This is a genomic window from Billgrantia antri, from assembly GCF_017868935.1.
In the GTDB taxonomy this organism is placed as follows: domain Bacteria; phylum Pseudomonadota; class Gammaproteobacteria; order Pseudomonadales; family Halomonadaceae; genus Halomonas; species Halomonas antri.
In genome coordinates this window covers 3103328-3125434 of record NZ_CP053383.1, presented here as the reverse complement: position 1 = coordinate 3125434, position 22107 = coordinate 3103328, and the positions used below count along the sequence as shown (strand labels likewise).

Genomic DNA, 22107 nt, shown 5'->3' with positions numbered 1-22107 from the left:
TCTCCAAAGGATGCCTGCTGCCCGGCTGCGCCGGGCGAGTGAGGGGTCAGTGGTGTCGCATGCGCAGGATGGCCGTCAGGACGTCGCGACGGGTCACGATGCCGCACAGGCGGCCCTGTTCGGTTACCGGATAGACCTTGGGCTTCTGTCCGAGCATTTCCTGGGCCAGGTCGGTGATGCTCTTGGTTGGGGAAACGGACAGGACTTCGTTGCGCATCAACTCCCTCACTAGAGGGGCCTCGTCGTTGAGATAGGCGCTCTGGAGCAGTTTGCCCAGTACGTCCTGCTCGGAGATGAAGCCGATCAGCTGGTCGTGCTCGTCGACGACCGGCACGCCCGGCAGACGGTGGAGTGCCAGCCCTTCGGCCAGGGTCGTGATCGACATGTTGCCGGTGACCCGATAGCAATCACGGGACATGATTTCGCGAACGATGGTAGGGGCCCTCTGGGGCATGGCGCATCTCCTTGTTCCGAACGCTCTCGGCGGGACACTTTCAGCATAGTCGAGTCGGCCCAAACATAAGGAGGGGCTTCAACACCTGGCCAACGCTCGTATCGCTGGTACCGCGGCAGTGGAACACGACCAGGCCGGGCGGGCTCCAAAGCATAGGAACTGGGCTAGTTTTATTCTCAGGCCCGGCGAATCGGGCGCCACGATCAGAGCAGGAGGTGGTGATGGACGCGCGCGAATACCTGGCAAGAAAGGGGCTTGATGGTCGCCGGGACGAGGAGCGTCCCAACACCCTGGAAGAGAAGGCGTGGGAGCGTGCGCGCCAAGCCGGCGGGCATCAGCCTCGGGCCGGCACCCCCTATGATTGGGAGGACTGGCAGCGCTATCACGAGGAGCTGGCCGAGGGGGCGGAAACCATCGAGCAGAAGATCGATCACGAGGCGCATGAGCCGTCTCGTGAATCGATGCGAATGCAGCGTCAGGCGGATGCGGCGGTAGAGCAGTATGTGCCCCCGGCAACGGCGGGGCCGGTTACCGGTCAGGCACGCAGCGCAGAACCAGCTTCGCCGCCAGCCTGGCAGGAGTCTGCGGCGCTGCGTATCGCCTACCAGACCCTCGCCGTGCTGTTGCCACCCCTGGCCGTTGGCCTGGCGCAAGGTGGCTGGAGGCGTGTGATCATCAGCGTTCTTCTCACGCTGCTGGGCTGGGTGCCGGGGTGTCTTTATGCCTGGGCATGGTTGCGGCGCGTGATGGGGTGAGGCTCGTGTTCATCGACCGGCCCGGTCAGCTTCATGCCCCATGGCGGTTCAAGATGGGCTCTTTCGCAACCGAATGGGAGTGTCGAAAGTGAAAGCGCGTAAGGGCTCTGCCGTGATGCTCGCGGGCGGGTTATTGTCTGTACGTTATCGAAATTAGACTATGGTATAAGTGCTTATTCGAACATGAGCATTGCTGCTCAATGCGCTCTAGGCTAGTCTCGCTATCGTAATTCGAACATTTTGAGTTCGTTTTCGATCACTGGCGAACATGGGTGCAACCACGCTTCGTGCCCTTGTCACCGCCTCAGTGATGACGAATCAACAAGAACAACAGGGCGAGACCCATGTCCCACTCCCTTCGATCATGGCACGACCGTCTTGCCGGCCGTCTCGAGATCTGGCCGCTCTACCCAACGACTCGATAACGACGACAAAGAGCTCAGCATGTCACTGATACTGGAAAACATCGACCATGTGGTCAATGGGGCCACGCACATCGAGGGCATCAATCTCGAGCTGGCAGCCGGCTCCTTCAACGTCCTGCTGGGACGCACATTGGCCGGCAAGACCACGCTTATGCGAATCATGGCCGGTCTCGAGGTACCTACTCGAGGCAGAGTGCTGATGAATGGCACCGACGTGACGGGAACCTCGGTGCGCAAGCGCAACGTCTCGATGGTCTACCAGCAGTTCATCAATTACCCAAACTTCACGGTCTACGACAACATTGCCTCACCGCTGAAGCTGGCGCGAGTGTCGCAGGAGGAGATACGGCGGCGGGTCCACGAGACGGCCAGCATGCTGCATATCGAGCATCTCCTGAATCGCTACCCGGCGGAACTCTCCGGCGGTCAGCAACAGCGCACCGCCATGGGCCGGGCGCTGGTCAAGGATGCCGACCTGATCCTTTTCGACGAACCACTGGTCAACCTCGACTACAAGTTGCGCGAAGAATTTCGCGAGGAGCTGCGCGAGCTGTTCAAGGCCCGCAATTGCATAGCCGTATATGCCACCACCGAGCCCAATGAAGCGCTGGCATTGGGTGGACACACCGCAGTGCTTCACGAGGGGCGCCTGCTGCAGTACGGCCCCACTGAGGAGGTCTATCACCGCCCCCGTGATGTGCTCACCGCCGAAATGTTCTCCGAACCTCCCATCAATGTAGTAGCGGCCACGGTGTCGGAGGCCGAAGTGACCTTCGACCGCAGCGTGCATTTTCCGCTCAATCAGGATCTGGCGGGGCTGGCGCCCGGCCAATATCAGTTCGGCGTGCGTGCTTCGCACATCGGGCTTACGCCTCAGGCGGAAGACGACCTCGAGATGGAGGTGACAGTCGACATTGCCGAGATCAGTGGCGCCGAGACCTTTCTTCACGTGCACAACGAATCCTTCCACCTGGTGCTGCATCTTCCCGGCGTGCATGCGTTCGGCGTCGACCAGCGCATCAAAGTCTACTTTCCCACCCACAAGATCTATGCCTTCGACCGGCATGGCAATGTCGTGCACATTCCGGCACGGCCAGGAGCGCATTGATGGCCCAGATCACGCTCAAGTCGCTGGCGCACAGTTATTCGCCCAACCCCTCGGGCCCCGAGGACTATGCCATTCGTGAGATGGAGCACGTGTGGCACCAGGGCGGGGCCTATGCCTTGCTAGGCCCCTCCGGCTGCGGCAAGTCGACGCTGCTCAACATCATCTCAGGCCTGTTGACGCCTTCGAACGGGCAGGTGCTGTTCGATGAGCAGATCATGAACGAGCTGCCGCCCGAAGAGCGCAACATTGCCCAGGTGTTCCAGTTCCCGGTGGTCTACGACACCATGACCGTGTACGACAACCTGGCCTTTCCGCTGCGTAACGTGGGCACGCCCGAGGCCAAGGTGAACGAGCGGGTGAACGAGGTGGCCGAGGTGCTCGAGCTCACCCCGCTGCTGCGACGCAAGGCGCGCAACCTCACCGCCGACGAGAAACAGAAGGTCTCCATGGGGCGCGGACTGGTACGTGACGACGTCTCAGCGATCCTGTTCGACGAGCCGCTCACGGTGATCGACCCCCAGCTCAAGTGGAAGCTCCGGCGCAAGCTCAAGGAGATTCACGAGCGCTTCAACATCACCATGATCTACGTAACCCACGATCAGTTGGAGGCCTCGACCTTCGCCGACAAGATCGCCGTGATGTACGAGGGACAGGTAGTGCAATTCGGCACCCCGCGTGAACTGTTCGAGGCGCCTGCGCACACCTTCGTCGGCTATTTCATTGGCAGTCCGGGAATGAATTTCATGGAGGTGGCACGGACCGACAGCGGGGCGCGGGCCGGTACCGTCGACCTGACGCTCCCCCCGGCGCTTCAGAAGGCTATCCAGCAGGCGCGTTCGCGCAATCTCAAGCTCGGCATTCGACCCGAGTTCATCGAGGTATTGGACGCGCCGGCCGAGGCAGCCTATCCCATCGAGATCGCCAGCACTCAGGATCTTGGGACCTACCGCATCGTGTCGTTCGCGTTCGCCGGCAAGACGTTCCGGGCCCGCCTGGAGGAGGATCAGCCGATACCGCAGCACCGAGCGTTCGTCCGCTTCCCCGATTCCTCTCTGCACCTTTACATAGACGAGTTCCGCGTGGAGGTGGGACGATGAACAAGGTCTACAACAACCGAGCCTGGTTTCTTATCCTGCCCATGCTGCTGCTGGTGGCATTCTCGGCCATCATCCCGCTGATGACGGTGGTCAACTATTCGGTGCAGGACGTGTTCGATGCCCAGACACGTTTCTTCACCGGCACCGAGTGGTTCGAGACCATGCTCAACGACAGCGCGCTGCAGGCTGCGCTGCTGCGCCAGTTTGCCTTTTCCTTTACCGTCCTGGCCATCGAGGTACCGCTGGGCATCGGTATCGCCCTGCTGATGCCCAAACGTGGCTGGCAGGCCTCGGCGATGCTGATCCTGCTCACCCTGCCGTTGTTGATTCCTTGGAACGTGGTCGGCAGCATCTGGCAGCTCTTCACCCGCGGTGATATCGGCCTGATGGGCGTGGGAATCCGTGAGCTGGGCTATGCCTACAACATTACTCGCAACCCCACCGATGCCTGGGCGACGATCGTCCTCATGGACGTCTGGCATTGGACGCCACTGATCGCATTGCTGTGCTACAGCGGCCTGCGAGCGATTCCGGATGCCTACTACCAGGCGGCGCGCATCGATCGTGCCTCCAAGTGGGCCGTGTTCCGCTACATCCAGTTGCCCAAGTTGACCAACGTCCTGGTGATCGGCGTGCTGCTGCGTTTCATGCACTCGTTCATGATCTATGCCGAGCCGTTCGTGCTCACCGGCGGTGGGCCGGGCAGCTCCACCACCTTCCTCAGCCAGACGCTGACCACCATGGCCATCGGGCAGCGTGACCTCGGGCCATCGGCTGCTTTCTCGCTGATCTACTTCCTCATCATCCTGCTGGTCTGCTGGGTCTTCTACACCGCGATCATGAACAGCCAGAAGGACAACACCCCACAGGGAGGAGCCTGACATGACCCGCTCCGTACCGACCACGCCCGATAGCGTACGTCAACAAGCCGCCGAGGCGTCGGCCAAGCGCCGCAAGCTCGCGCGCTCCGCCACCGTCCGCTGGCGTCGCCGCACGCTGCTCGGGCTCTATCTCGTATTCGTGCTATTGCCGATCTACTGGCTGCTCAACCTTTCGCTGCAGTCCAACAGCGAGATCCTCGGCACGTTTTCGTTCTGGCCCCAGAACCTCACCCTGGCGAATTACATCGGCATCTTCACCGACGCCAACTGGTACATGGGCTATGTCAACTCGCTGGCCTATGTGTTGATGAACATGCTGATCAGCATTCTGGTGGCGCTGCCTGCCGCCTACGCCTTCAGCCGCTTCAAGTTCATCGGCGACAAGCATCTGTTCTTCTGGCTGCTGACCAACCTGATGGCGCCGCCGGCGGTATTCCTGCTGCCCTATTTCCAGCTCTATTACTCGGTGGGGTTATTCGATACCCACGTTGCCGTAGCGCTGGCCCACTGTCTGTTCAACATCCCGCTGGCGGTGTGGATCCTCGAGGGCTTCATGAGCAGCGTTCCCAAGGAAGTCGACGAAACGGCCTACATTGACGGTTACACCTTCCCGGCGTTCTTCGTGAAGATCTTCATTCCCATGATTCGCTCGGGAATCGGCGTGACGCTGTTCTTCCTGTTCATGTTCTCGTGGGTCGAACTGCTGCTGTCGCGCACATTGACCGCCACCAATGCCCAGCCGATCGCCTCGATCATGACCCGGACCTCGACCGCGTCGGGGATCGACTGGGGCACCCTGGCCGCCGCCGGTGTGCTCACCATCATTCCCGGCGTCATCGTGGTCTATTTCGTGCGTAATCACATCGCCAAGGGCTTTGCCCTGGGCCGTACCTGAAGGGGAGGAAGTCGCAATGGAATGGATGGTCTGGACCCTGCCCACGGCAATCTTCTTCTCCGTGATCGCTGCCATTCTTCTCGGCATGACGGCTTGGGAGCTGGTCTCCCCGACGGTAGAGCGGCGCGGTTTCCTGCCGATCGCCACGACGCGCGGCGACCGGCTCTTCATCGGGCTGCTCTCCGCCGCCTATATCCACTTGGTGACGGTCGGCTTCACCGAGCTCTCGATTTGGTTTGCCCTGGGGATCTCCGTCCTCTGGTTGCTGGTGCTGATGCGCTGGGGCTGAACCAAGGTTGTACGGACGACAACCGAGTCAAGGATGACGACCACACGCAGAACGAGGTCAACATGAAGAACAATAGGATCCAACTGACGGCACTGGTAGGCAGTCTGCTGCTCGCCTCCGGTGCCCTGCACGCCCAGACAGACGATGCCCGTGCCATCGCCGAACGGCTGGTCGATGAGCACTTCCAGAACTCGACGCTCTCCCGTGAGGAGCAGATCGAGGAGTTGCTGTGGTTCGCCAAGGCTGCCGAGTCGTTCCGCGGCATGGAGATCAATACCGTCGCCGAGGGGCTTACCACCCACGTCTGGGAGCGCGACGTGCTGGCGCCGGCCTTCGAGGAGCTGACCGGCATTCGGGTCACCCACAACATCATCGGCGAGGGTGATGTGGTGGACAACATGCAGACCCAGATGCAGACCGGGCGCAACATCTACGACGCCTACGTCAACGACTCGGACGCCATCGGTACGCACATCCGCTACGGCACCACGATCAACCTGTCCGAGGCGATGGAGAACGAGTGGGCCGACTATACCCTGCCGACCCTGGATCTCGATGACTTCATCGGTCTGCAGTACGGCACCGGTCCCGACGGCAACCTCTACCAGTTACCCGACCAGCAGTTCGCCAACCTCTACTGGTTCCGCTACGACTGGTTCCAGCGCGAGGACCTGCAGGAGCAGTTCCGCGAGATCTATGGTTACGACCTCGGCGTACCGACCAACTGGACCGCGTACGAGGACATCGCCGAGTTCTTTACCGAGCACGTCGGCGAGATCGACGGCGAGCGGGTCTATGGCCACATGGACTATGGGCGCCGCGATCCGTCACTGGGCTGGCGCTTCCACGACTCCTGGCTCTCCATGGCCGGCATGGGCAGCCCCGGCGTGCCGTTCGGCAACCCGGTGGACGACTGGGGCATTCGCGTCGACGAACAGAGCCGTCCGGTGGGCGCCAGCGTCAGCCGCGGCGGAGCGACCAACTCACCGGCCTCGGTGTTCGCCGTGACCAAGATGGTCGAGTGGCTGGACAAATACGCGCCGCCCGAGGCGCAGGGCATGACCTTCGGCGAGGCCGGCCCGGTGCCTGCGCAGGGCAACATCGCCCAGCAGATCTTCTGGTATACCGCCTTCACCGCCGACATGACCGACCCTGGCCTGCCGGTTACCGATGACGAGGGCAATCCCAAGTGGCGCATGGCGCCGTCGCCGACCGGGCCGTACTGGCAAGAGGGCATGAAGGTGGGTTATCAGGACGTGGGCTCCTGGACCTTCTTCGACTCCACCCCGGAGGACCGGCGCACCGCGGCCTGGCTGTTCGCCCAGTTTGCCGTGTCCAAGAGCGTGTCACTGGAGAAGCTGATGGCCGGTCTCACGCCGATTCGCGAGTCCGATATCTTCTCCGACCAGATGAGCGAGATGGCCCCCAAGCTGGGCGGTCTGGTGGAATTCTACCGTAGTCCCAACGAGTCCAACTGGACGCCGTCCTCCACCAACGTGCCCGATTACCCGCGCATGGCGCCGCTGTGGTGGCAGAACCTGGCCCCTGCGGTCAGCGGCGAGATCACGCCTCAGGAAGCGCTCGACAACCTGGCTGGTGAGATCGACAACATCATGATGCGACTGGCCCGGGCCAACGTTTTCGAAGCCTATCCGCCGGCATTGAACGAGGAGCGCGACCCGCAGGAGTGGCTGTCTCAGGAAGGCGCGCCCAAGGCGAAGCTGGATGACGAGATGCCGCAGGGAACCACCGTACCCTACGACGAGATGATGGAGGAGTGGATGGCTGCCGGTACACGTCAGTAGAGTACCCGGTCGGACTTCGCGTCCGACCCGGTCGAGGCCCGGCGTGTGCCGGGCCACGACACACCACGTGTCTCCGGTAGCCCGTCCGGGTCATTCCAGCCCCGTTCGGTGCTCGCCGAGCGGGGCTTTTGCATGCAAAAGGTCCGTACATGGAACTGCGCAGCAGCAACATCGACAAACTCGACGGTGAGGTGTTCGACGTCCTGATCGTCGGCGGCGGCATCAACGGCGCGGCCTCGGCGGCCGCTTTGGCCGGGAAGGGCGTGCGGGTCGCACTGATCGACCGAGGCGACTTCGCCGGCAGCACCAGCATGCACTCCTCCAACCTGGTGTGGGGCGGAATCAAGTACATGGAGAGCCGCGACTTCGCGCTGGTAAGAAAGCTCTGCATGAGTCGCAATCACCTGATCAGGAGCTATCCTGCCACGGTGCAGGAGATTCGCTTCCTGACCACGATTACACGAGGCTTCCGCTACCACCCACGCTACCTCTGGGCGGGCGCCTGGCTCTACTGGTTGATCGGCAATGGTTTCACGCGTATCCCGCGTTTCCTCTCGCCGGGTGCAATTCGCGATAGCGAAGCGATCATCGACACGCGCGACGCCATCGGCGGTTTCGAGTATTCCGATGCCTACCTGCACGACAACGATGCCCGCTTCGTCTTCAACTTCGTACGCGGGGCGCTCAACTACGGTGCCGTGGCTGCGAATTACGTGGAGTCGCTGGGGGCGCGACGCGAGAGTGGCGGCTGGGTGACGCAGGCACGCGATGTCGTCAGCGGACGTGAATTCGCCGTACGCTCCAAGGTCCTGATCAATGCCGCCGGCCCCTGGGTCGACGAACACAATGCGCTGACCGGTCAGGCCACGCATCACCGACACGTCTACTCCAAGGGCATCCACCTGATCGTGCCGAGACTGACCGACAACCAACGTGTACTGGCGTTCTTCGCCGACGATGGCCGGCTGTTCTTCGTCATTCCCATGGGGCCGCGCACCTGCATCGGTACCACCGATACCCGTGTCGAGCGACCCGAGGTAGTGGCCACGGAAGACGACATTCGTTTCGTGCTGGACAACATCAACAAGCGTCTAAGGCTCGACAAGCCGCTGGGCAAGGAAGACATCATCTCCATCCGCTGCGGGGTGAGGCCTCTCGCCATCCGGGCCGAAGGCGGTGGTGGGCGCGATTTCCTCCAGCTCTCGCGCAAGCATGCCATCGACCTCAACCCGCACGATGCCCACCTGAGCATCTTTGGCGGCAAACTGACCGATTGCCTCAATGTGGGCGAAGAGATCCTCGCTGCGGTAGGAGACATGGGGATCGGGGTGCCTTATCCGAAGCATCGCTGGTACGGCGAACCGCCGGAACAGGTGCGCCGTGAGTTTATGCATCAAGCGAAGTTGATGCACCTCGACGAGCTGACCGCAAGCGATGCCTCCGAGCCGCTGTCGAGCCGATTGTGGCGGCGCTACGGCACTCATGCGCTGGAAATGCTCGAGGAGATCCGCGAAGACCCGCGGCAGGCCGAGGTACTGATCGAGGGGACCGAGTACCTGCGCTGCGAGCTGTACTATGCCAAGCGGCGCGAGATGATCACGCGCCTGGAGGACTTCCTGCGGCGACGCTCCAAGATTGCACTGGTGGTGCACGAGGAGGCGATGCGACAGTCTCCCGGTCTGCGCGAGGCTTGCAATATCCTGTTCGGTGATCAAGCCGATGCCCGGCTCGACGAATACTTTGCCACCACGCGACGCGAGAGGAGCGAGGCAGCGGCCGAGGGAGCCGACCTGCCCGAGGCTTGTCCCTCGCCCGCAGCCGGGGCGCGGCAGCGAGAGTCGCATTGATGCTCTGCGGCATGGCGGTATAATCGCCCGTCAACCCAAACAGAAGGAAGACGTTAACCGTGAGCTATCTCATCGGCGTCACCGTGCTCTGGGCCTTCTCGTTCTCGCTGATCGGTGTCTATCTCGCCGGCCAGGTGGACAGCTACTTCGCGGTGCTTATGCGCGTCGGCCTGGCGGCCCTGGTGTTCCTGCCCTTCCTGCGGCCGCAGCTGCTCAAGGGGCGCCAGCGGCTGGCCCTGATGGGCCTGGGGGCCGTGCAGCTCGGCGTGATGTACATTTTCTTCTACCAGTCCTTCCTGCTGCTGTCGGTACCCGAGGTACTGCTGTTCACCATTTTCACGCCGCTCTACGTGACGCTGCTCGACGATGCCCTGTTCGGACGCTTCACGCCGTTCTACCTGCTCACTGCTGCTCTGGCGGTCATGGGAGCGGCTGTGATCCGCTACGACGGCATCGACAGCGGCTTCTGGCTGGGCTTCCTCGTGGTCCAGGGGGCCAACCTGTGCTTCGCACTGGGCCAGGTGGGCTACCGCCGCTTCTCCGTGACGCTGCCTGCCGAACTGCCACGCCACAGCGTCTTCGCCTGGTTCTATCTCGGTGCGCTGGCGGTGGTGCTGCCGGCCTTTGCACTGCTGGGCAACAGCGCCATGCTGCCGACCACGGGCGTGCACTGGGGCGTGCTCATGTGGCTGGGCCTGGTGGCCTCGGGCCTCGGTTACTTCTTCTGGAACTTGGGGGCCACCCGAGTCGATGCCGGGGCGCTGGCGATCATGAACAATGCCCTGATTCCCGCCGGGCTCCTGGTCAATCTGGTGATCTGGAACCGCGATGCCGACCTGGTGCGGTTGGCGATGGGCGGAGCGATCATCGTCGGTTCGCTGGTGCTCAACGAGTGGTGGCTGCGCCGCCGCGCACCTGCCGCTGCCTGAGTCGAGTTTGCCCGCCCTGCACCCAGCCTCCATAATGAGCGCCCATGATCCGAGAGAGCAGGGCATGCAGAAAGAGCACGACGGGTTCAAGAACATCGGCCTGATCGGCCGCCTGGGCAGTACCAAGGTGGTCGAGACCCTCAAGCGCCTGCTGCGCTTCCTCGACGAGCGCGGCTTACACGTCATCGTCGAGGACCGCACCGCCACCGTGCTGCTCGACCATGGCCATCCCGAGGCCAGCCGGCGTACCCTTGGCGAGCTCTGCGATCTGGTCATCGTGGTGGGCGGGGATGGCAGCCTGCTGGGTGCCGCCCGCACGCTGTGCCATAGCGGTACCTTGGTATTGGGCGTCAATCGCGGGCGACTGGGCTTCTTGACCGACATCTCCCCCGATGAGCTCGAGGAGCGTGTCGGCCAGGTGCTCGCCGGCCAGTATGAGGTCGAGGAGCGCTTCCTGCTGGATGCCGAGCTGTACCGCGACGGTACCCTGGTCGGTAATGGCGATGCCCTCAACGAAGTCGTGCTGCATCCCGGAAAGGCCGTGCGCATGATCGAATTCGAGCTGTTCATCGACAAGCAGTTCGTCTGCAGCCAGCGCAGCGACGGGCTGATCATGGCCACACCCACCGGTTCCACCGCCTATGCGCTGTCGGGGGGCGGCTCGATCATGCACCCCAAGCTGGATGTGATCGAACTGGTACCGATGTTCCCGCATACCCTTTCCAGCCGTCCCATCGTGATCGATGCCGCCAGCGAGATTCACGTACACATCGGCGAGACCAACCAGACCTATCCCCACATCAGCTGCGATGGCCAGACGCGTGCGGTGGCCAAGCCGGACGACGTACTGGTGGTGAAGCGGAAGCCCCAGCGGGTGCAGTTGGTGCATCCTCTCGGTCATAACTTCTACGAGGTCCTGCGCAGCAAGCTGGGCTGGAGCAACCGGCTAGGGGATTGACGTGAGGCAGGCGGCGATAGAAGGCTACGATCTGATCGGCGACGTGCATGGCTGCGGCGCGACTCTCGGTGCGCTGCTAGAGAAGCTCGGATACCACCAGCGCGGTGGCGTCTACCGTCATCCACGACGCAAGGCGATCTTCCTCGGTGACCTGATTGACCGCGGTCCGCGTATTCGCCTGGCCGTTTCCATCGCCCGGCGCATGGTGGAGGAGGGCGAGGCCCACATCGTCATGGGCAACCATGAATACAATGCGCTGGCCTACTGCCATCGCGCGCCCCGCCAGCATGGGCGCGAGTGGCTGCGCGATCACTCGCCGCGACACAACCGCATCATCAAGGAAACCCTCGACCAGTACCGTGATCATCCCGCCGAGTGGGACGAGATCCTGGCCTGGTTCATGGAGATTCCGCTCTACCTGGATTTCGGCGGGTTCCGCGTGGTCCATGCCTGCTGGGACCAATCGCTGATCGATGCGCTGGAGCGCGAATGTCCGGGCGGCGTCATCGATGAGCCGTTCCTGCAACAGTCCGTGGCACCGGACACTCTGGCCTACCGTGTGCTCGATCGCTTGACTCGGGGCGTGCACCTGTCGCTGCCGAAAGGCGTGGAGATCCACTCCGGCGATGGTTTTACCCGGCATAGCTTCCGTGCCCACTTCTGGGCCCGCGACCCGCGCACCTGGGGCGACGTGATTTTCCAGCCCGACAATCTGCCCGACGATCTCGAGCAGCGCGAGCTGAGCTCGGCCGAGCGTGCGCGATTATCGCATTACGGGCTCGACCAGCCGCCGCTGTTCATCGGTCACTACTGGTGCGAGGGTATCCCGGCGCTGCCCACGTCCAATATTGCCTGCCTCGACTACAGCGCGGTGAAGTTCGGCCGTCTGGTGGCCTACCGCTGGAGCGGCGAGCGGCGGCTCGATGCCAATCATTTCGTCTGGGTGAGGGTGCCGCAGGAAGAAGCGGCGAGGCCCAGGCCGTGGGAAATCGACTTCGATTGAAGTGGATACAAAGTTTTACAACATTTTTTGCCGCCACCCTGAACTTCCTTTCGATTCGTCCATCTGAATAGGTGTTCCCTTGAATGATCCCTTGCTCTTGTCCGGCGGCCCCCCTTCCGCCGGATTTTTTATGGGCGCACGTCGGCCGATTTGAGAAAAGGGGCACTGCAGCGCAAGATGCTCCCTAACGATCGATTCAGGAAAATTTCATGTACCGCATCATGCTGTTTCCCCACGAAACGGACACCAGCGAACTGCGCCGAGCGCTGTGGGCCCATCGCATCGGGCACCGCTTCACCGAGGAAACGGAAGGGCAGGTGCTGTGGCTCGCCGACCCCAGCCAGCATGATGCCTTGATCCGGCTGCTCACCCGCTGGCAACGCGGCGAGCGAATCATGCCGGAACGTCGGCGCCGGTCGACGGGTGGGGCCGCTCTCACGCTGGCCTTGCGCCGAGTGCCGGTCACCTCCGCCGCGCTGGGTATCTCGCTGCTGGTATTTGCCGTCATGGCCGTGCTCGGGGATATCGTGGTGGCCATGCTGACCATCGTGCCGGTTGCCGTCGTGGGCGGCGGGCTTGCCTTCGGCAACCTCGCTGATGCACTGGCCTCGGGGCAGGTGTGGCGGCTGCTGTCGCCGGCCTTCCTGCACTTCGGCTGGATGCACCTGATCTTCAACATGATGTGGTTGTGGTACTTCGGGCGCCAGATCGAAACGCTGCAGGGCAGCGGGCGCATGCTGATGCTCCTGTTGGTGGCGGGCATCGGCGCCAACCTGGCCCAGTACGCCACCGGCACCGTATTGTTCGGCGGCATGTCGGGCGTCGACTTCGCCCTGCTCGGCTATGTCTGGCTGATGTCGCGCCGGGCGCCGGCGAGCGGCTTCTTCGTGCCGCAGATGCTGGTGGTGTTCATGCTCGGCTGGATGGTGTTCACCATGACCGACATGGCGGAGGCAGTCGGCTTCGGCAACGTGGCCAACGAGGCGCACCTGGGCGGGCTGGTCGTGGGGCTGCTGTTCGGGTGGTATTATTCCGGCCGTGCACGCCGCTAGGAAACACTGCCCGATTTATTTCAGGGTTTTCCCTATGAGAGAGTTCCCATGAGCGATATGACCTTCGAGCGCATGATCCGGCAGATGACGCCGGCCATCTACGACAGCCTCAAGCAGGCGGTGGCGCTGCGCAAGTGGCCCGACGGACGCATGTTGACAGCGGAGCAGACCGAGCTTTGCCTCGAGGCGGTGATTCGCTACGAGCACGAGAACAACGTGCCCGAGGAACTGCGGGTCGGGTATCTGCAGCAGCGCACCTGTGGCAGTGGCAGCAGCGGCACCGATGTGCCGCCCGAACTCGCCGGGCTGGCCCGGGATGCCTCCCGTGATTGAAGGTGGGCGGATAGAGGCGGCCCCTGTCGTGCAGGGCTGCCTGAGCAAGATGGCCATCGTACCCGGCGAGCAGGGAGGGCCGGCAAGGTATACGCTGCGTGCCGGCGAGCATCGCCTGGATCTCAACGCGCGCCTGGGCCAGTCGCTCGAGTTGCACTGGACGGGCGCCATCGCCTGCACCCACTGCGGCCGGGCGACGAAGAAGAGCTTCGCCCAGGGCTACTGCTACCCCTGTTTCAAGAAGCTGGCCCAGTGCGATACCTGCATCGTCAAGCCAGAGACCTGCCACTTCGATGCCGGTACCTGCCGCGAGCCCGAGTGGGCCGAAAGGCACTGTTTCCAGCCTCATGTGGTCTACCTGGCCAACTCCTCGGGGCTCAAGGTGGGCATCACCCGCGGCACTCAGGTGCCGACGCGCTGGCTCGACCAAGGGGCGATTCAGGCGCTGCCGATCCTGGCGGTGGTGACGCGGCAGCAGTCCGGCCTGGTAGAAGTGCTGTTCAAGGAAGAGGTGGCCGACCGCACCAACTGGCGGGCCATGCTCAAGGGCGAGGTGGAGACGCTCGATCTCATGGCCGAGCGCGACCGCCTTCTGGCCCGGCTTGACAGCGGGCTCGGCCAGCTGCGCGAACGCTTCGGTATCGATACCTTGCGGGTACTCGACGAAGCGCCGGTCGCCTTCGACTATCCGGTGCTGGAATTTCCGCGCAAGGTCGTCTCGCACAACTTCGATAAGCAGGCGCGGGTGAGCGGCACGCTGCTGGGTCTCAAGGGGCAGTACCTGATCCTCGACACGGGCGTGATCAACCTGCGCAAGTTCACCGGCTACGAGGTCTCGGTGAGCTGATTCCCCTGCCTGGCTGCGCTATGCTCCCGCAGAGAGACCACGGTCATTCAGGAGCCAGCCATGAGCCTGATGCGCGCCATGCGACTGCATGCCCTGGGCCAGCCGCTGCAGCTGGACGTCGTGCCCCGGCCTGAACCCCAGGCGGGCCAGGTGCTATATCGTGTGCTGGCCTGCGGCGTGTGCCGAACCGATCTGCATGTCGTGGATGGCGAGCTGCCTTCGCCCAGCCTGCCGCTGGTGCCGGGCCACGAGGTCGTCGGCGAGATCACGGCAGCGGGGCAAGGCGTCAGCCATCTGACGCCCGGCATGCGTATCGGCGTGCCCTGGCTGGGCTGGACCTGTGGCGAGTGCGACGCCTGCCTGGCCGACCGAGAGAACCTCTGCGAGCGTGCGCGCTTTACCGGTTATACCCTCGATGGCGGCTATGCCGAGTACGGCGTGGCCGATGCTCGCTACTGCTTTCCGCTGATGGCAGAGGATGCCCAGGCCGCCGCGCCGCTGCTTTGCGCGGGGTTGATTGGCTATCGCACCTGGCGCTTGGCGGGCGGTGAGGAGAATCGCTGCCTGGGAATCTACGGTTTCGGCGCCGCGGCGCATATCCTCGTGCAGTTGGCCGTGGCGCGCGGCCAGCGGGTCTACGCCTTCACACGGCCGGGCGACGACGCTGCCCAGGCCTTTGCATTGCGGCTCGGTGCCGTATGGGCCGGAGGTTCCGACCAGTCACCGCCCGAGCCGCTCGACGCCGCGTTGCTATTTGCCCCGGTGGGCGAGCTCGTGCCGCTGGCATTGGCCCAGGTGCGCCCGGGTGGGGTGGTCGTATCCGGCGGTATCCATATGACCGACATCCCTGCCTTCCCCTATCGCCTGCTGTGGCAGGAGCGCAGCGTCAAGTCGGTAGCCAACCTCACGCGTCAGGATGGCGAAGAGTTCCTTGCGTTGGCCCCCACGGTACCCATTCTCACCGAGACCCGTGCCTATCCGCTGGAGCAGGCCAACCAGGCCCTGGCCGACCTGCGCGAAGGGGCTCTGACCGGGGCGGCGGTGCTGATTCCCTGATCCGGCTTGCATGTTCAGAAGGGTTGCCTGATTTCGTGCGGGCTGCATGGCAGGCAGCGTTGTTGGCAGGCTATGCTGTCCTTTCTTCTCTCCTGTGATGGGTTCTGACATGTATCGCCTGCATATTGCCAACAAGAACTACTCTTCCTGGTCGCTACGCCCCTGGGTGCTGATGCGCCACCTGGACATCCCGTTCGAGGAGCGCCTGGCCCCCTTCGAGGCTGGCTCGAACTGGACCACCTTTCGCTCATTCTCCCCTTCAGGAATGGTGCCCTGCCTGGAGGATGGCGAACGCACCGTATGGGAGTCGCTGGCGATCGTCGAATACCTGGGCGAGCGTCATCCGGGGATATGGCCCGCCGATGAGGAGGCGCGCGCCTGGGCGCGCTGTGCCAGCAGCGAGATGCACGCCGGTTTTTCCACGCTGCGCAGCCTGTGCCCGATGAACTGCGGGGTGAAAGTGAAACTGCATCGGACGCCGGATACGTTGACCCGCAATCTCGCCCGCCTCGATGAACTCTGGCAGCAGGGCCTCACGCGTTTTGGCGGCCCCTTCCTGGCCGGGGAGTCCTTTACGGCAGTGGATGCCTTCTTCGCTCCCGTGGCCTTCCGCGTGCAGAGTTTTGGCCTCGAACTCGGTGCGCTCTCAAGGGAGTACGTCGAACGACTGCTGGCGCTACCTGCCATGCAGCAGTGGTACGAGGAGGCGCTGGCCGAGCCGTGGCGCGAAGCGGGCCATGAGGCCGAAGTCCAGGCGAACGGCACCGTCATCGAGGACAGGCGGCAGTCTTCCTGATTCGCCACGAGCTGCTTTCTTCCGCCGGAGCATGCCTCAGCTCGTTGTCAGCTGAACAGGTCGCCCTGAGCCCGGGGCGGCCGGAAGGCCGTGGTGTCCAGCTGGCGCGAGTCTCGCTTCCCCGGATCGTTGAGGCCTAGGCGTCGGCAGGCCTTGTCGAAGCGCTGGGCGATGAGCTGGGCGAAGATGCCCTCGCCGCGCATGCGTTTGCCGAAGCGACTGTCGTATTCGGCGCCTCCCCGGCACTGGCGCATCAGGCTCATCACCTTGTCGGCACGCAGCGGATAATATGCCTGCAGCCACTCATCGAAGAGCGGGGCCACTTCCCGCGGCAAGCGCAGCAGCGTCCATCCGGCAGACTCCGCCCCCGCATCGCACGCCGCTTCGAGAAGACGTTCCAGTTCGTGGTCGGTCAGGCCCGGAATGATCGGTGCGACCATGACACCTACCGGGATGCCGGCACGCTTCAAGCGTTCAATGGTACGCAGGCGTGCGGCAGGCGAGGCGGCGCGTGGCTCCAGGCTGCGCTTGAGCTCGGTATCCAGGCTGGTGAGGCTGATTGACACCCTGACCAGACGCAGGCGCGCCAGCTCGGCGAGCAGGTCCAGGTCGCGCAGGACCAAGGCGCTCTTGGTGATGATCGAGACCGGATGACGGCATTCGAGCAGGAAGGCCAGTATCTCGCGGGTGGAACCACGCTCCGCTTCCAGCGGCTGATAGCAGTCGGTATTGCCGGAGAGGGCGATAGGCCGGCATACGTAGCTGCGCTTGCAGAACTCTTCGTGCAGCCGCTCCACCAGGCCGGTGCGAGCGATCAGTCGGGTTTCGAAGTCGATGCCCGGCGACATGTCCCAGTAGGCGTGACTGGGCCGCGCGTAGCAGTAGATGCAGCCGTGCTCGCAGCCGCGGTACGGATTCAGCGAGCGATCGAAGCCGAGGTCGGGGGAGTCGTTCCACGCCAGTGCGCTGCGGGCTCGCTCCTCGCTGACTACCGTAGCCAGGCGCGTCGGCATCTCTTCCTGCCACCAGCCGTCGTCCTCCGTATCGCTGTGTGTCGGAGAGAAGCGGTTATCGGGGTTGTAGGTGGCGCCGCGCCCCTTGCGCGGCTGCTGCTGGTCGAACTGCGGCATGACGGCGGCTCTCTATACATGTATTTATATACAGTATATCGGTGCGCTCACGAAGTGCCAACGCTGGATAAATGGCCGCGGCTCATTACGCTGATGAGCATGACGCCAACTTCCAAAATGTCTTTCACCAGTCGTACCGAAGCGTTGTATTCGGTGCAGGGACTCTGGTGTTCCAGCTGCGCGCTGGCTGTCGAGGCCCAATTGATGCGGCTGCCCGGGGTCGCCACCGCCAGCGTGCACTACCCCAGCGCGACCCTGCTGGTGGAAGGTGCGCCGGAAGCTCTCGGCGAGCCCCGTCTGGCGGCTGCCGTACGCCGTCTCGGCTATCGCCTCGGCCCGCCCGAGGCGGCAGAAGATGCCGAGGCGCGGCTCGGTGCCGAGAGCCGTTATCTCACCCTGCGGCTGCTGATGGCCGTGGCCTTCGGCATGTGGACCATGCTCGCTTCGCTGCTGATCTATGTCGGCGCCATGCCAAGTCCGCGACTGGAGCTGGTCATGGCCTGGGTGTCCGGCGCCTTTGCGCTGCCGGTGATCGGCTACGTGGCCTTGCCGTTCTACCGTGCCGGGTGGCGCACGGCGCGGGCGGGACGACCCGGCATGGATACGCTGGTGGCGCTGGGCACGCTGACGGCGGTGGGAGTTTCGCTGTGGCTGTTGTTGCGCGGTTCGCCCGAGGTCTATTTCGATACCGCGGTGATGCTGATTGCGCTGTTGTTGGTAGGCCGGCTGGTGGAAACCTTGTGTCGTCACCGCGGGTTGCGCGCGTTCCAGTCGCTGCATCAGCCGCCGGCGCGAGTGCAGTGCTGGGTGCAGAGCGCCTGGCAGGACTGCTCGCTCGACGCCGTGGCGGTGGGGGAGCGGCTGCGCGTCGAGTCCGGCGAGACGCTGCCGCTGGACGGAACCCTCAGGGATTCCGAGGCGTTACTCGATCTCTCGCCGCTGACCGGCGAAAGCGCCCCACGGCGCTGCCTGCCGGGTGATGCCGTGGCGGCCGGCTGCCGCAACCTCGGCACGGCGCTGGTGTTCGAGGTCACCGCACCCGCCGGTGAGTGTCGTCTGGACCGGCTGCGTGAGCAGATGTGGTGGCAGCAGGCCCGCAAGGGCGAACTGCAGCGCCTGGCCGATCGTTTTGCCGCCTGGCTCAGCCCCGTGGCAGTGGCCCTTGCACTGCTCACCCTGGCGGCGACCTGGCTGGCGGGCGCGCCGGCCGAGGCGGCCTGGGTGAGGGCGTTATCGGTCCTGGTCGTGGCCTGTCCCTGTGCCGTAGGGCTGGCCATTCCCTTGGCCGGCTTGGCGGGTAGCACCCAGGCGCTCGAGCGTGGCGTGATAGTGCGCGACCCGGGTGCCTTCGAGGCGTTGGCACGAATTCGCAGCGCCGCGTTCGACAAGACCGGCACGCTCACCGCCGGCGAGCCCCAGGTGCAGGCCATGCACTCGACGGCCAACCTTTCTGAGCCGGCGCTGCTGGCGCTGGCCTCGGCGGCGGCGCGCGGCAGCGATCATCCTCTGGCGCGAGCCGTACACAGGTACGCCAGGCAGGCTGGCCAACATAAGGCCCAGGAAGTGGCTGAAAGCGAGGAGATCGAGGGGCTGGGTCGCCGCGTACGTCTTGCCGACGGTCGTAGCCTGCTGCTGGGCAGCCGTGCCTGGTTCGCCGAGCAGGGCGTTACCACCGAGCAGGCCGGTGACTCGGGGGAGAGCGAAGTGCTGCTGGCCTGCGATGGCGTACTGATGGCTCGCTTCATCCTGGGCGAGGCGGTCCTGCCCGGTGCGGCCGAGACGCTGGCCGAACTGCGTCGTCAGGGCTTTTCCCTGGCGCTGATCAGCGGCGACAGGGAGCCGGCGGTGAGGCGGCTGGGCGAACGGGTCGGCATGAAGCCGGCAGAGTGCTATGCCGGGCGCAGCCCCGAGGCAAAGGGCAAGCTGCTCGCCGCCATGCCGCAGCCCTCGCTCTACGTGGGCGACGGGCTCAACGACGTGGTGGGGCTGGCGACCGCCAGCGTCGGCGTGGCGCCGCTGGGTGCCAACGCCATGGCGCAGGAGGGCGCCAGCGTGGCGCTGTTGACACCTGGGATCGCCGGGATCGAGGTGGCCTGGCGCCTGGCGCGTCGCACGCGTCGGGTGATGCGCCAGAATCTGATGCTTTCCGGCGTCTACAACCTGCTGGCCCTGACACTGGCGCTGGCCATGCCGATTCCGCCCCTGGTGGCGGTACTGGCCATGGTGGCCAGCTCGCTCAGCGTGGTGGCGAATTCGGCGCGACTGGCGTGGAGTGAAGACGGAAAAGCCGTGAGAGTGGACCGTGCAATGCCGGAGGCAGTCGGTACGGTACCGTGACAGGCCGAGCCAGGCTGTTAAGATGGCGGCTGCCCACGCCCTGTCAGGACGCTCTCATGCTTGCCGAAACTCTGGCCGCCATCGCCCCGGTCGATGACACGCTCGCCGCCACCGCGCAGACTCGCCTCGACAATCTCACCAAGCCCCCCGGCAGCCTGGGACGCCTCGAGTCCCTGGTCATGGAATTGGCCCGCATAAGTGGCGATGCCATGCCGAAGGTATCACCGCCAGGCGTGATCGTGTTCGCTGCCGATCATGGCGTGGCCGAGGAGGGCGTCTCGGCCTTTCCCCAGGAGGTCACCGCGCAGATGGTGGCCAATTTCGCGGCCGGCGGCGCCGCCATCAACGTCTTCGCTCGCCAGGTCGGCGCGCGGCTCGAGGTCGTCGATGTTGGCGTCAACGGCGATGTCGAAGGGGTGGGTGTCGTGTGCGATAAGGTGCGTCGCGGCACGGCCAACTTCTGCCGTGAGGATGCCATGAGCCTGGCCGAGGCCGAGCGCGCTATCGAGGTCGGCATTCGCGCAGCCGAGCGCAGTCACGACGCCGGCTGCCGTTGCCTGATCGTCGGCGAGATGGGCATCGCCAACACCACCGCCAGCAGCGCACTGCTGGCTGCCCTGAGTGGCCTCTCGGTGAGTCGCCTGGTGGGGCAAGGGACGGGGATCGATATCTCACGACTGTCCCATAAGGCCGAAGTGATCGAAGGGGCGCTGGTGGCGCGCAAGCCGGACCCTGCCCAGCCGCTGGAAGTACTGGCCAAGCTCGGCGGGCTGGAGATCGCCGCCATGGCCGGCGCCTACCTGGGCGCGGCGGCCCGACGCATGCCGATCCTGGTCGACGGTTTCATCGCCACCGTGTCGGCGCTGGTGGCCTGCCGGCTCGCAGGAGCGGTGCGCGGCTACCTGCTGTTCGCTCATCGCTCCTGCGAGCCGGGCCACGACGCCGCTCTCGAGCTGCTCGAGGCCAGGCCATTGCTCGACCTTCAACTGCGCCTGGGAGAGGGCACCGGGGCGGCGCTCGCTTTTCCGCTGTTCGAGGCCGCCTGCCGCATGCTGAGCGAGATGGCCACCTTCGCTTCGGCCGGGGTGGCTTCGGGTGACAAGGCAGAATGAGTGTCGAGCCGTTGAGTCTAGCTCTGCTGGCGCTGCTGCTTGGCGCCGTGGTGCTGGATCTGCTCATCGGCGACCCGCGCTGGCTGCCGCATCCGGTGGTCGCCATGGGGCGGCTGATCGACGCGCTGGAGCGTAGCTGGAACCGTGGCAGCCCCAAGGCTCGTCGGCTCAAGGGCTTTCTGCTCACCGGCTGCGTGGTGGCGCTCGTCTATGCGCTGGCCTGGAGCGTGCTGACGCTGCTCGCCGGGCTGCACCCCTGGCTGGGGCTTGGCGGCGAACTGCTGCTGCTGGCCAGCGCGCTGGCGATCAAGGGGCTGCGCGATGCCGCCTTCGCGGTGGCCGGCCCACTGGTCAGGGGTGACCTCGCAGGTGCGCGCCGTGCGGTGGCGATGATCGTCGGGCGCGACACCGATACCCTTGACGAGGCCGAGATCACCCGCGCCACGGTGGAAACCGTGGCCGAGAACACGGTCGACGGCATCACCGCGCCGCTGTTCTGGGCGCTGCTCGGCGGGGCGCCGCTGGCGCTGGCCTACAAGGCGGTCAATACGCTGGACTCCATGGTCGGCCATCGCAGCGAGCGCTATGTTGATTTCGGCTACGCCTCGGCCAGGCTCGACGACCTGGCCAACTGGGTACCGGCCCGGCTCACCGCGCTGAGCATGTGGTTGGCCGCCCTGGCGCTGCCGGAGGCCCGCTGGCAGGGGGTGCGTAGACAGGGAGCGCTGGCCGGCACCTGGCGCGACGCACCGGGCCACCCCAGCCCCAACGCCGGCTGGCCCGAGGCGATGATGGCCCATCTGCTCGGCGTGCAGCTCGGCGGCATCAACCACTATCACGGCCAGGTCTCCGAGCGGGCACGGATGGGCGAGCCGTATGAATCGCTACGGGTTGCCCATATCGAGCGTGCCGTACGCCACATGCACGGCGCCTGGGTCGTCTTTTTCCTGTCGATGGCGGGCGTGGCCTGGGCATGGAGCGCCACGACATGAACGAAC

The 22107-nt window shown here is 64.5% G+C and carries 21 protein-coding genes; 19 read left to right on the top strand and 2 right to left on the bottom strand.

Annotated features, from left to right (window positions below; all coding sequences use genetic code 11):
* Positions 1-46: 46 nt before the first annotated feature.
* Complete coding sequence (locus tag HNO53_RS14505) at positions 47-454, bottom strand: CBS domain-containing protein (protein ID WP_209473235.1); 408 nt, start codon at positions 452-454, stop codon at positions 47-49.
* Between the two features lie 221 nt (positions 455-675).
* Here HNO53_RS14505 and HNO53_RS14500 point away from each other — a divergent pair, with 221 nt between their 5' ends.
* The 16 genes from HNO53_RS14500 (at position 676) to HNO53_RS14425 (ending at position 16530) form a co-directional block, all read left to right on the top strand.
* Positions 676-1209: a YqaE/Pmp3 family membrane protein gene (locus HNO53_RS14500; RefSeq protein ID WP_209473233.1), complete on the top strand. Its 534-nt coding sequence runs from the start codon at positions 676-678 to the stop codon at positions 1207-1209.
* A gap of 444 nt (positions 1210-1653) precedes the next feature.
* A complete protein-coding gene (locus tag HNO53_RS14495; protein WP_209473231.1) occupies positions 1654-2742 on the top strand; it encodes an ABC transporter ATP-binding protein in 1089 nt (362 codons plus the stop codon).
* A complete protein-coding gene (locus tag HNO53_RS14490) occupies positions 2742-3839 on the top strand; it encodes an ABC transporter ATP-binding protein (protein ID WP_209473229.1) in 1098 nt (365 codons plus the stop codon). The genes HNO53_RS14495 and HNO53_RS14490 overlap by 1 nt, the downstream gene beginning before the upstream one ends.
* Positions 3836-4720, top strand: a complete 885-nt coding sequence (locus HNO53_RS14485; RefSeq protein ID WP_209473227.1) for a carbohydrate ABC transporter permease — start codon at positions 3836-3838, stop codon at positions 4718-4720. Before HNO53_RS14490 ends, HNO53_RS14485 begins: the two co-directional genes overlap by 4 nt.
* 1 nt (position 4721) lies before the next feature.
* Positions 4722-5615 (top strand): carbohydrate ABC transporter permease, encoded by an 894-nt coding sequence (locus HNO53_RS14480; protein WP_209473225.1) that lies wholly within the window; start codon positions 4722-4724, stop codon positions 5613-5615.
* Between the two features lie 16 nt (positions 5616-5631).
* A complete protein-coding gene (locus HNO53_RS14475) occupies positions 5632-5904 on the top strand; it encodes a DUF2160 domain-containing protein (RefSeq protein WP_104201682.1) in 273 nt (90 codons plus the stop codon).
* Between the two features lie 62 nt (positions 5905-5966).
* Positions 5967-7709, top strand: coding sequence for an ABC transporter substrate-binding protein (locus tag HNO53_RS14470; protein WP_209473223.1), 1743 nt, complete (start codon positions 5967-5969; stop codon positions 7707-7709).
* Between the two features lie 149 nt (positions 7710-7858).
* Positions 7859-9556: a glycerol-3-phosphate dehydrogenase/oxidase gene (locus HNO53_RS14465; protein WP_209473221.1), complete on the top strand. Its 1698-nt coding sequence runs from the start codon at positions 7859-7861 to the stop codon at positions 9554-9556.
* A 59-nt stretch (positions 9557-9615) separates the two neighbouring features.
* Positions 9616-10485 (top strand): carboxylate/amino acid/amine transporter, encoded by an 870-nt coding sequence (locus tag HNO53_RS14460; RefSeq protein ID WP_209473219.1) that lies wholly within the window; start codon positions 9616-9618, stop codon positions 10483-10485.
* Positions 10486-10549: 64 nt separating this feature from the next.
* Positions 10550-11443 (top strand): NAD(+) kinase, encoded by an 894-nt coding sequence (locus HNO53_RS14455; RefSeq protein WP_209473217.1) that lies wholly within the window; start codon positions 10550-10552, stop codon positions 11441-11443.
* A gap of 16 nt (positions 11444-11459) precedes the next feature.
* A complete protein-coding gene (locus HNO53_RS14450) occupies positions 11460-12446 on the top strand; it encodes a metallophosphoesterase (RefSeq protein WP_209478661.1) in 987 nt (328 codons plus the stop codon).
* A gap of 209 nt (positions 12447-12655) precedes the next feature.
* Positions 12656-13498: a rhomboid family intramembrane serine protease gene (locus tag HNO53_RS14445; RefSeq protein ID WP_209473215.1), complete on the top strand. Its 843-nt coding sequence runs from the start codon at positions 12656-12658 to the stop codon at positions 13496-13498.
* A 48-nt stretch (positions 13499-13546) separates the two neighbouring features.
* Entirely contained in the window at positions 13547-13831 is a 285-nt protein-coding gene (locus HNO53_RS14440) for a YeaC family protein (protein ID WP_209473213.1), read from the top strand.
* Between the two features lie 49 nt (positions 13832-13880).
* Positions 13881-14678: a DUF2797 domain-containing protein gene (locus HNO53_RS14435; RefSeq protein WP_242597638.1), complete on the top strand. Its 798-nt coding sequence runs from the start codon at positions 13881-13883 to the stop codon at positions 14676-14678.
* A gap of 60 nt (positions 14679-14738) precedes the next feature.
* Positions 14739-15734 (top strand): zinc-dependent alcohol dehydrogenase family protein, encoded by a 996-nt coding sequence (locus HNO53_RS14430; protein ID WP_209473206.1) that lies wholly within the window; start codon positions 14739-14741, stop codon positions 15732-15734.
* Positions 15735-15843: 109 nt separating this feature from the next.
* Positions 15844-16530, top strand: coding sequence for a glutathione S-transferase family protein (locus HNO53_RS14425; protein WP_209473204.1), 687 nt, complete (start codon positions 15844-15846; stop codon positions 16528-16530).
* Positions 16531-16577: 47 nt separating this feature from the next.
* On the opposite strand, the gene HNO53_RS14420 is transcribed toward HNO53_RS14425, so the two are convergent.
* Positions 16578-17660, bottom strand: a complete 1083-nt coding sequence (locus HNO53_RS14420; protein WP_209473202.1) for a PA0069 family radical SAM protein — start codon at positions 17658-17660, stop codon at positions 16578-16580.
* Between the two features lie 117 nt (positions 17661-17777).
* Between HNO53_RS14420 and HNO53_RS14415 the strand changes: the two genes are divergently transcribed.
* Genes HNO53_RS14415 through cbiB form a run of 3 tightly spaced genes read left to right on the top strand, consistent with a single transcriptional unit; the run spans position 17778 to position 22101 of the window.
* Entirely contained in the window at positions 17778-19997 is a 2220-nt protein-coding gene (locus HNO53_RS14415; RefSeq protein ID WP_209473201.1) for a heavy metal translocating P-type ATPase, read from the top strand.
* A 56-nt stretch (positions 19998-20053) separates the two neighbouring features.
* A complete protein-coding gene (gene cobT, locus HNO53_RS14410) occupies positions 20054-21109 on the top strand; it encodes a nicotinate-nucleotide--dimethylbenzimidazole phosphoribosyltransferase (RefSeq protein ID WP_209473199.1) in 1056 nt (351 codons plus the stop codon).
* Complete coding sequence (gene cbiB, locus HNO53_RS14405; RefSeq protein WP_209473197.1) at positions 21106-22101, top strand: adenosylcobinamide-phosphate synthase CbiB; 996 nt, start codon at positions 21106-21108, stop codon at positions 22099-22101. The genes cobT and cbiB overlap by 4 nt, the downstream gene beginning before the upstream one ends.
* Positions 22102-22107 lie beyond the last annotated feature (6 nt).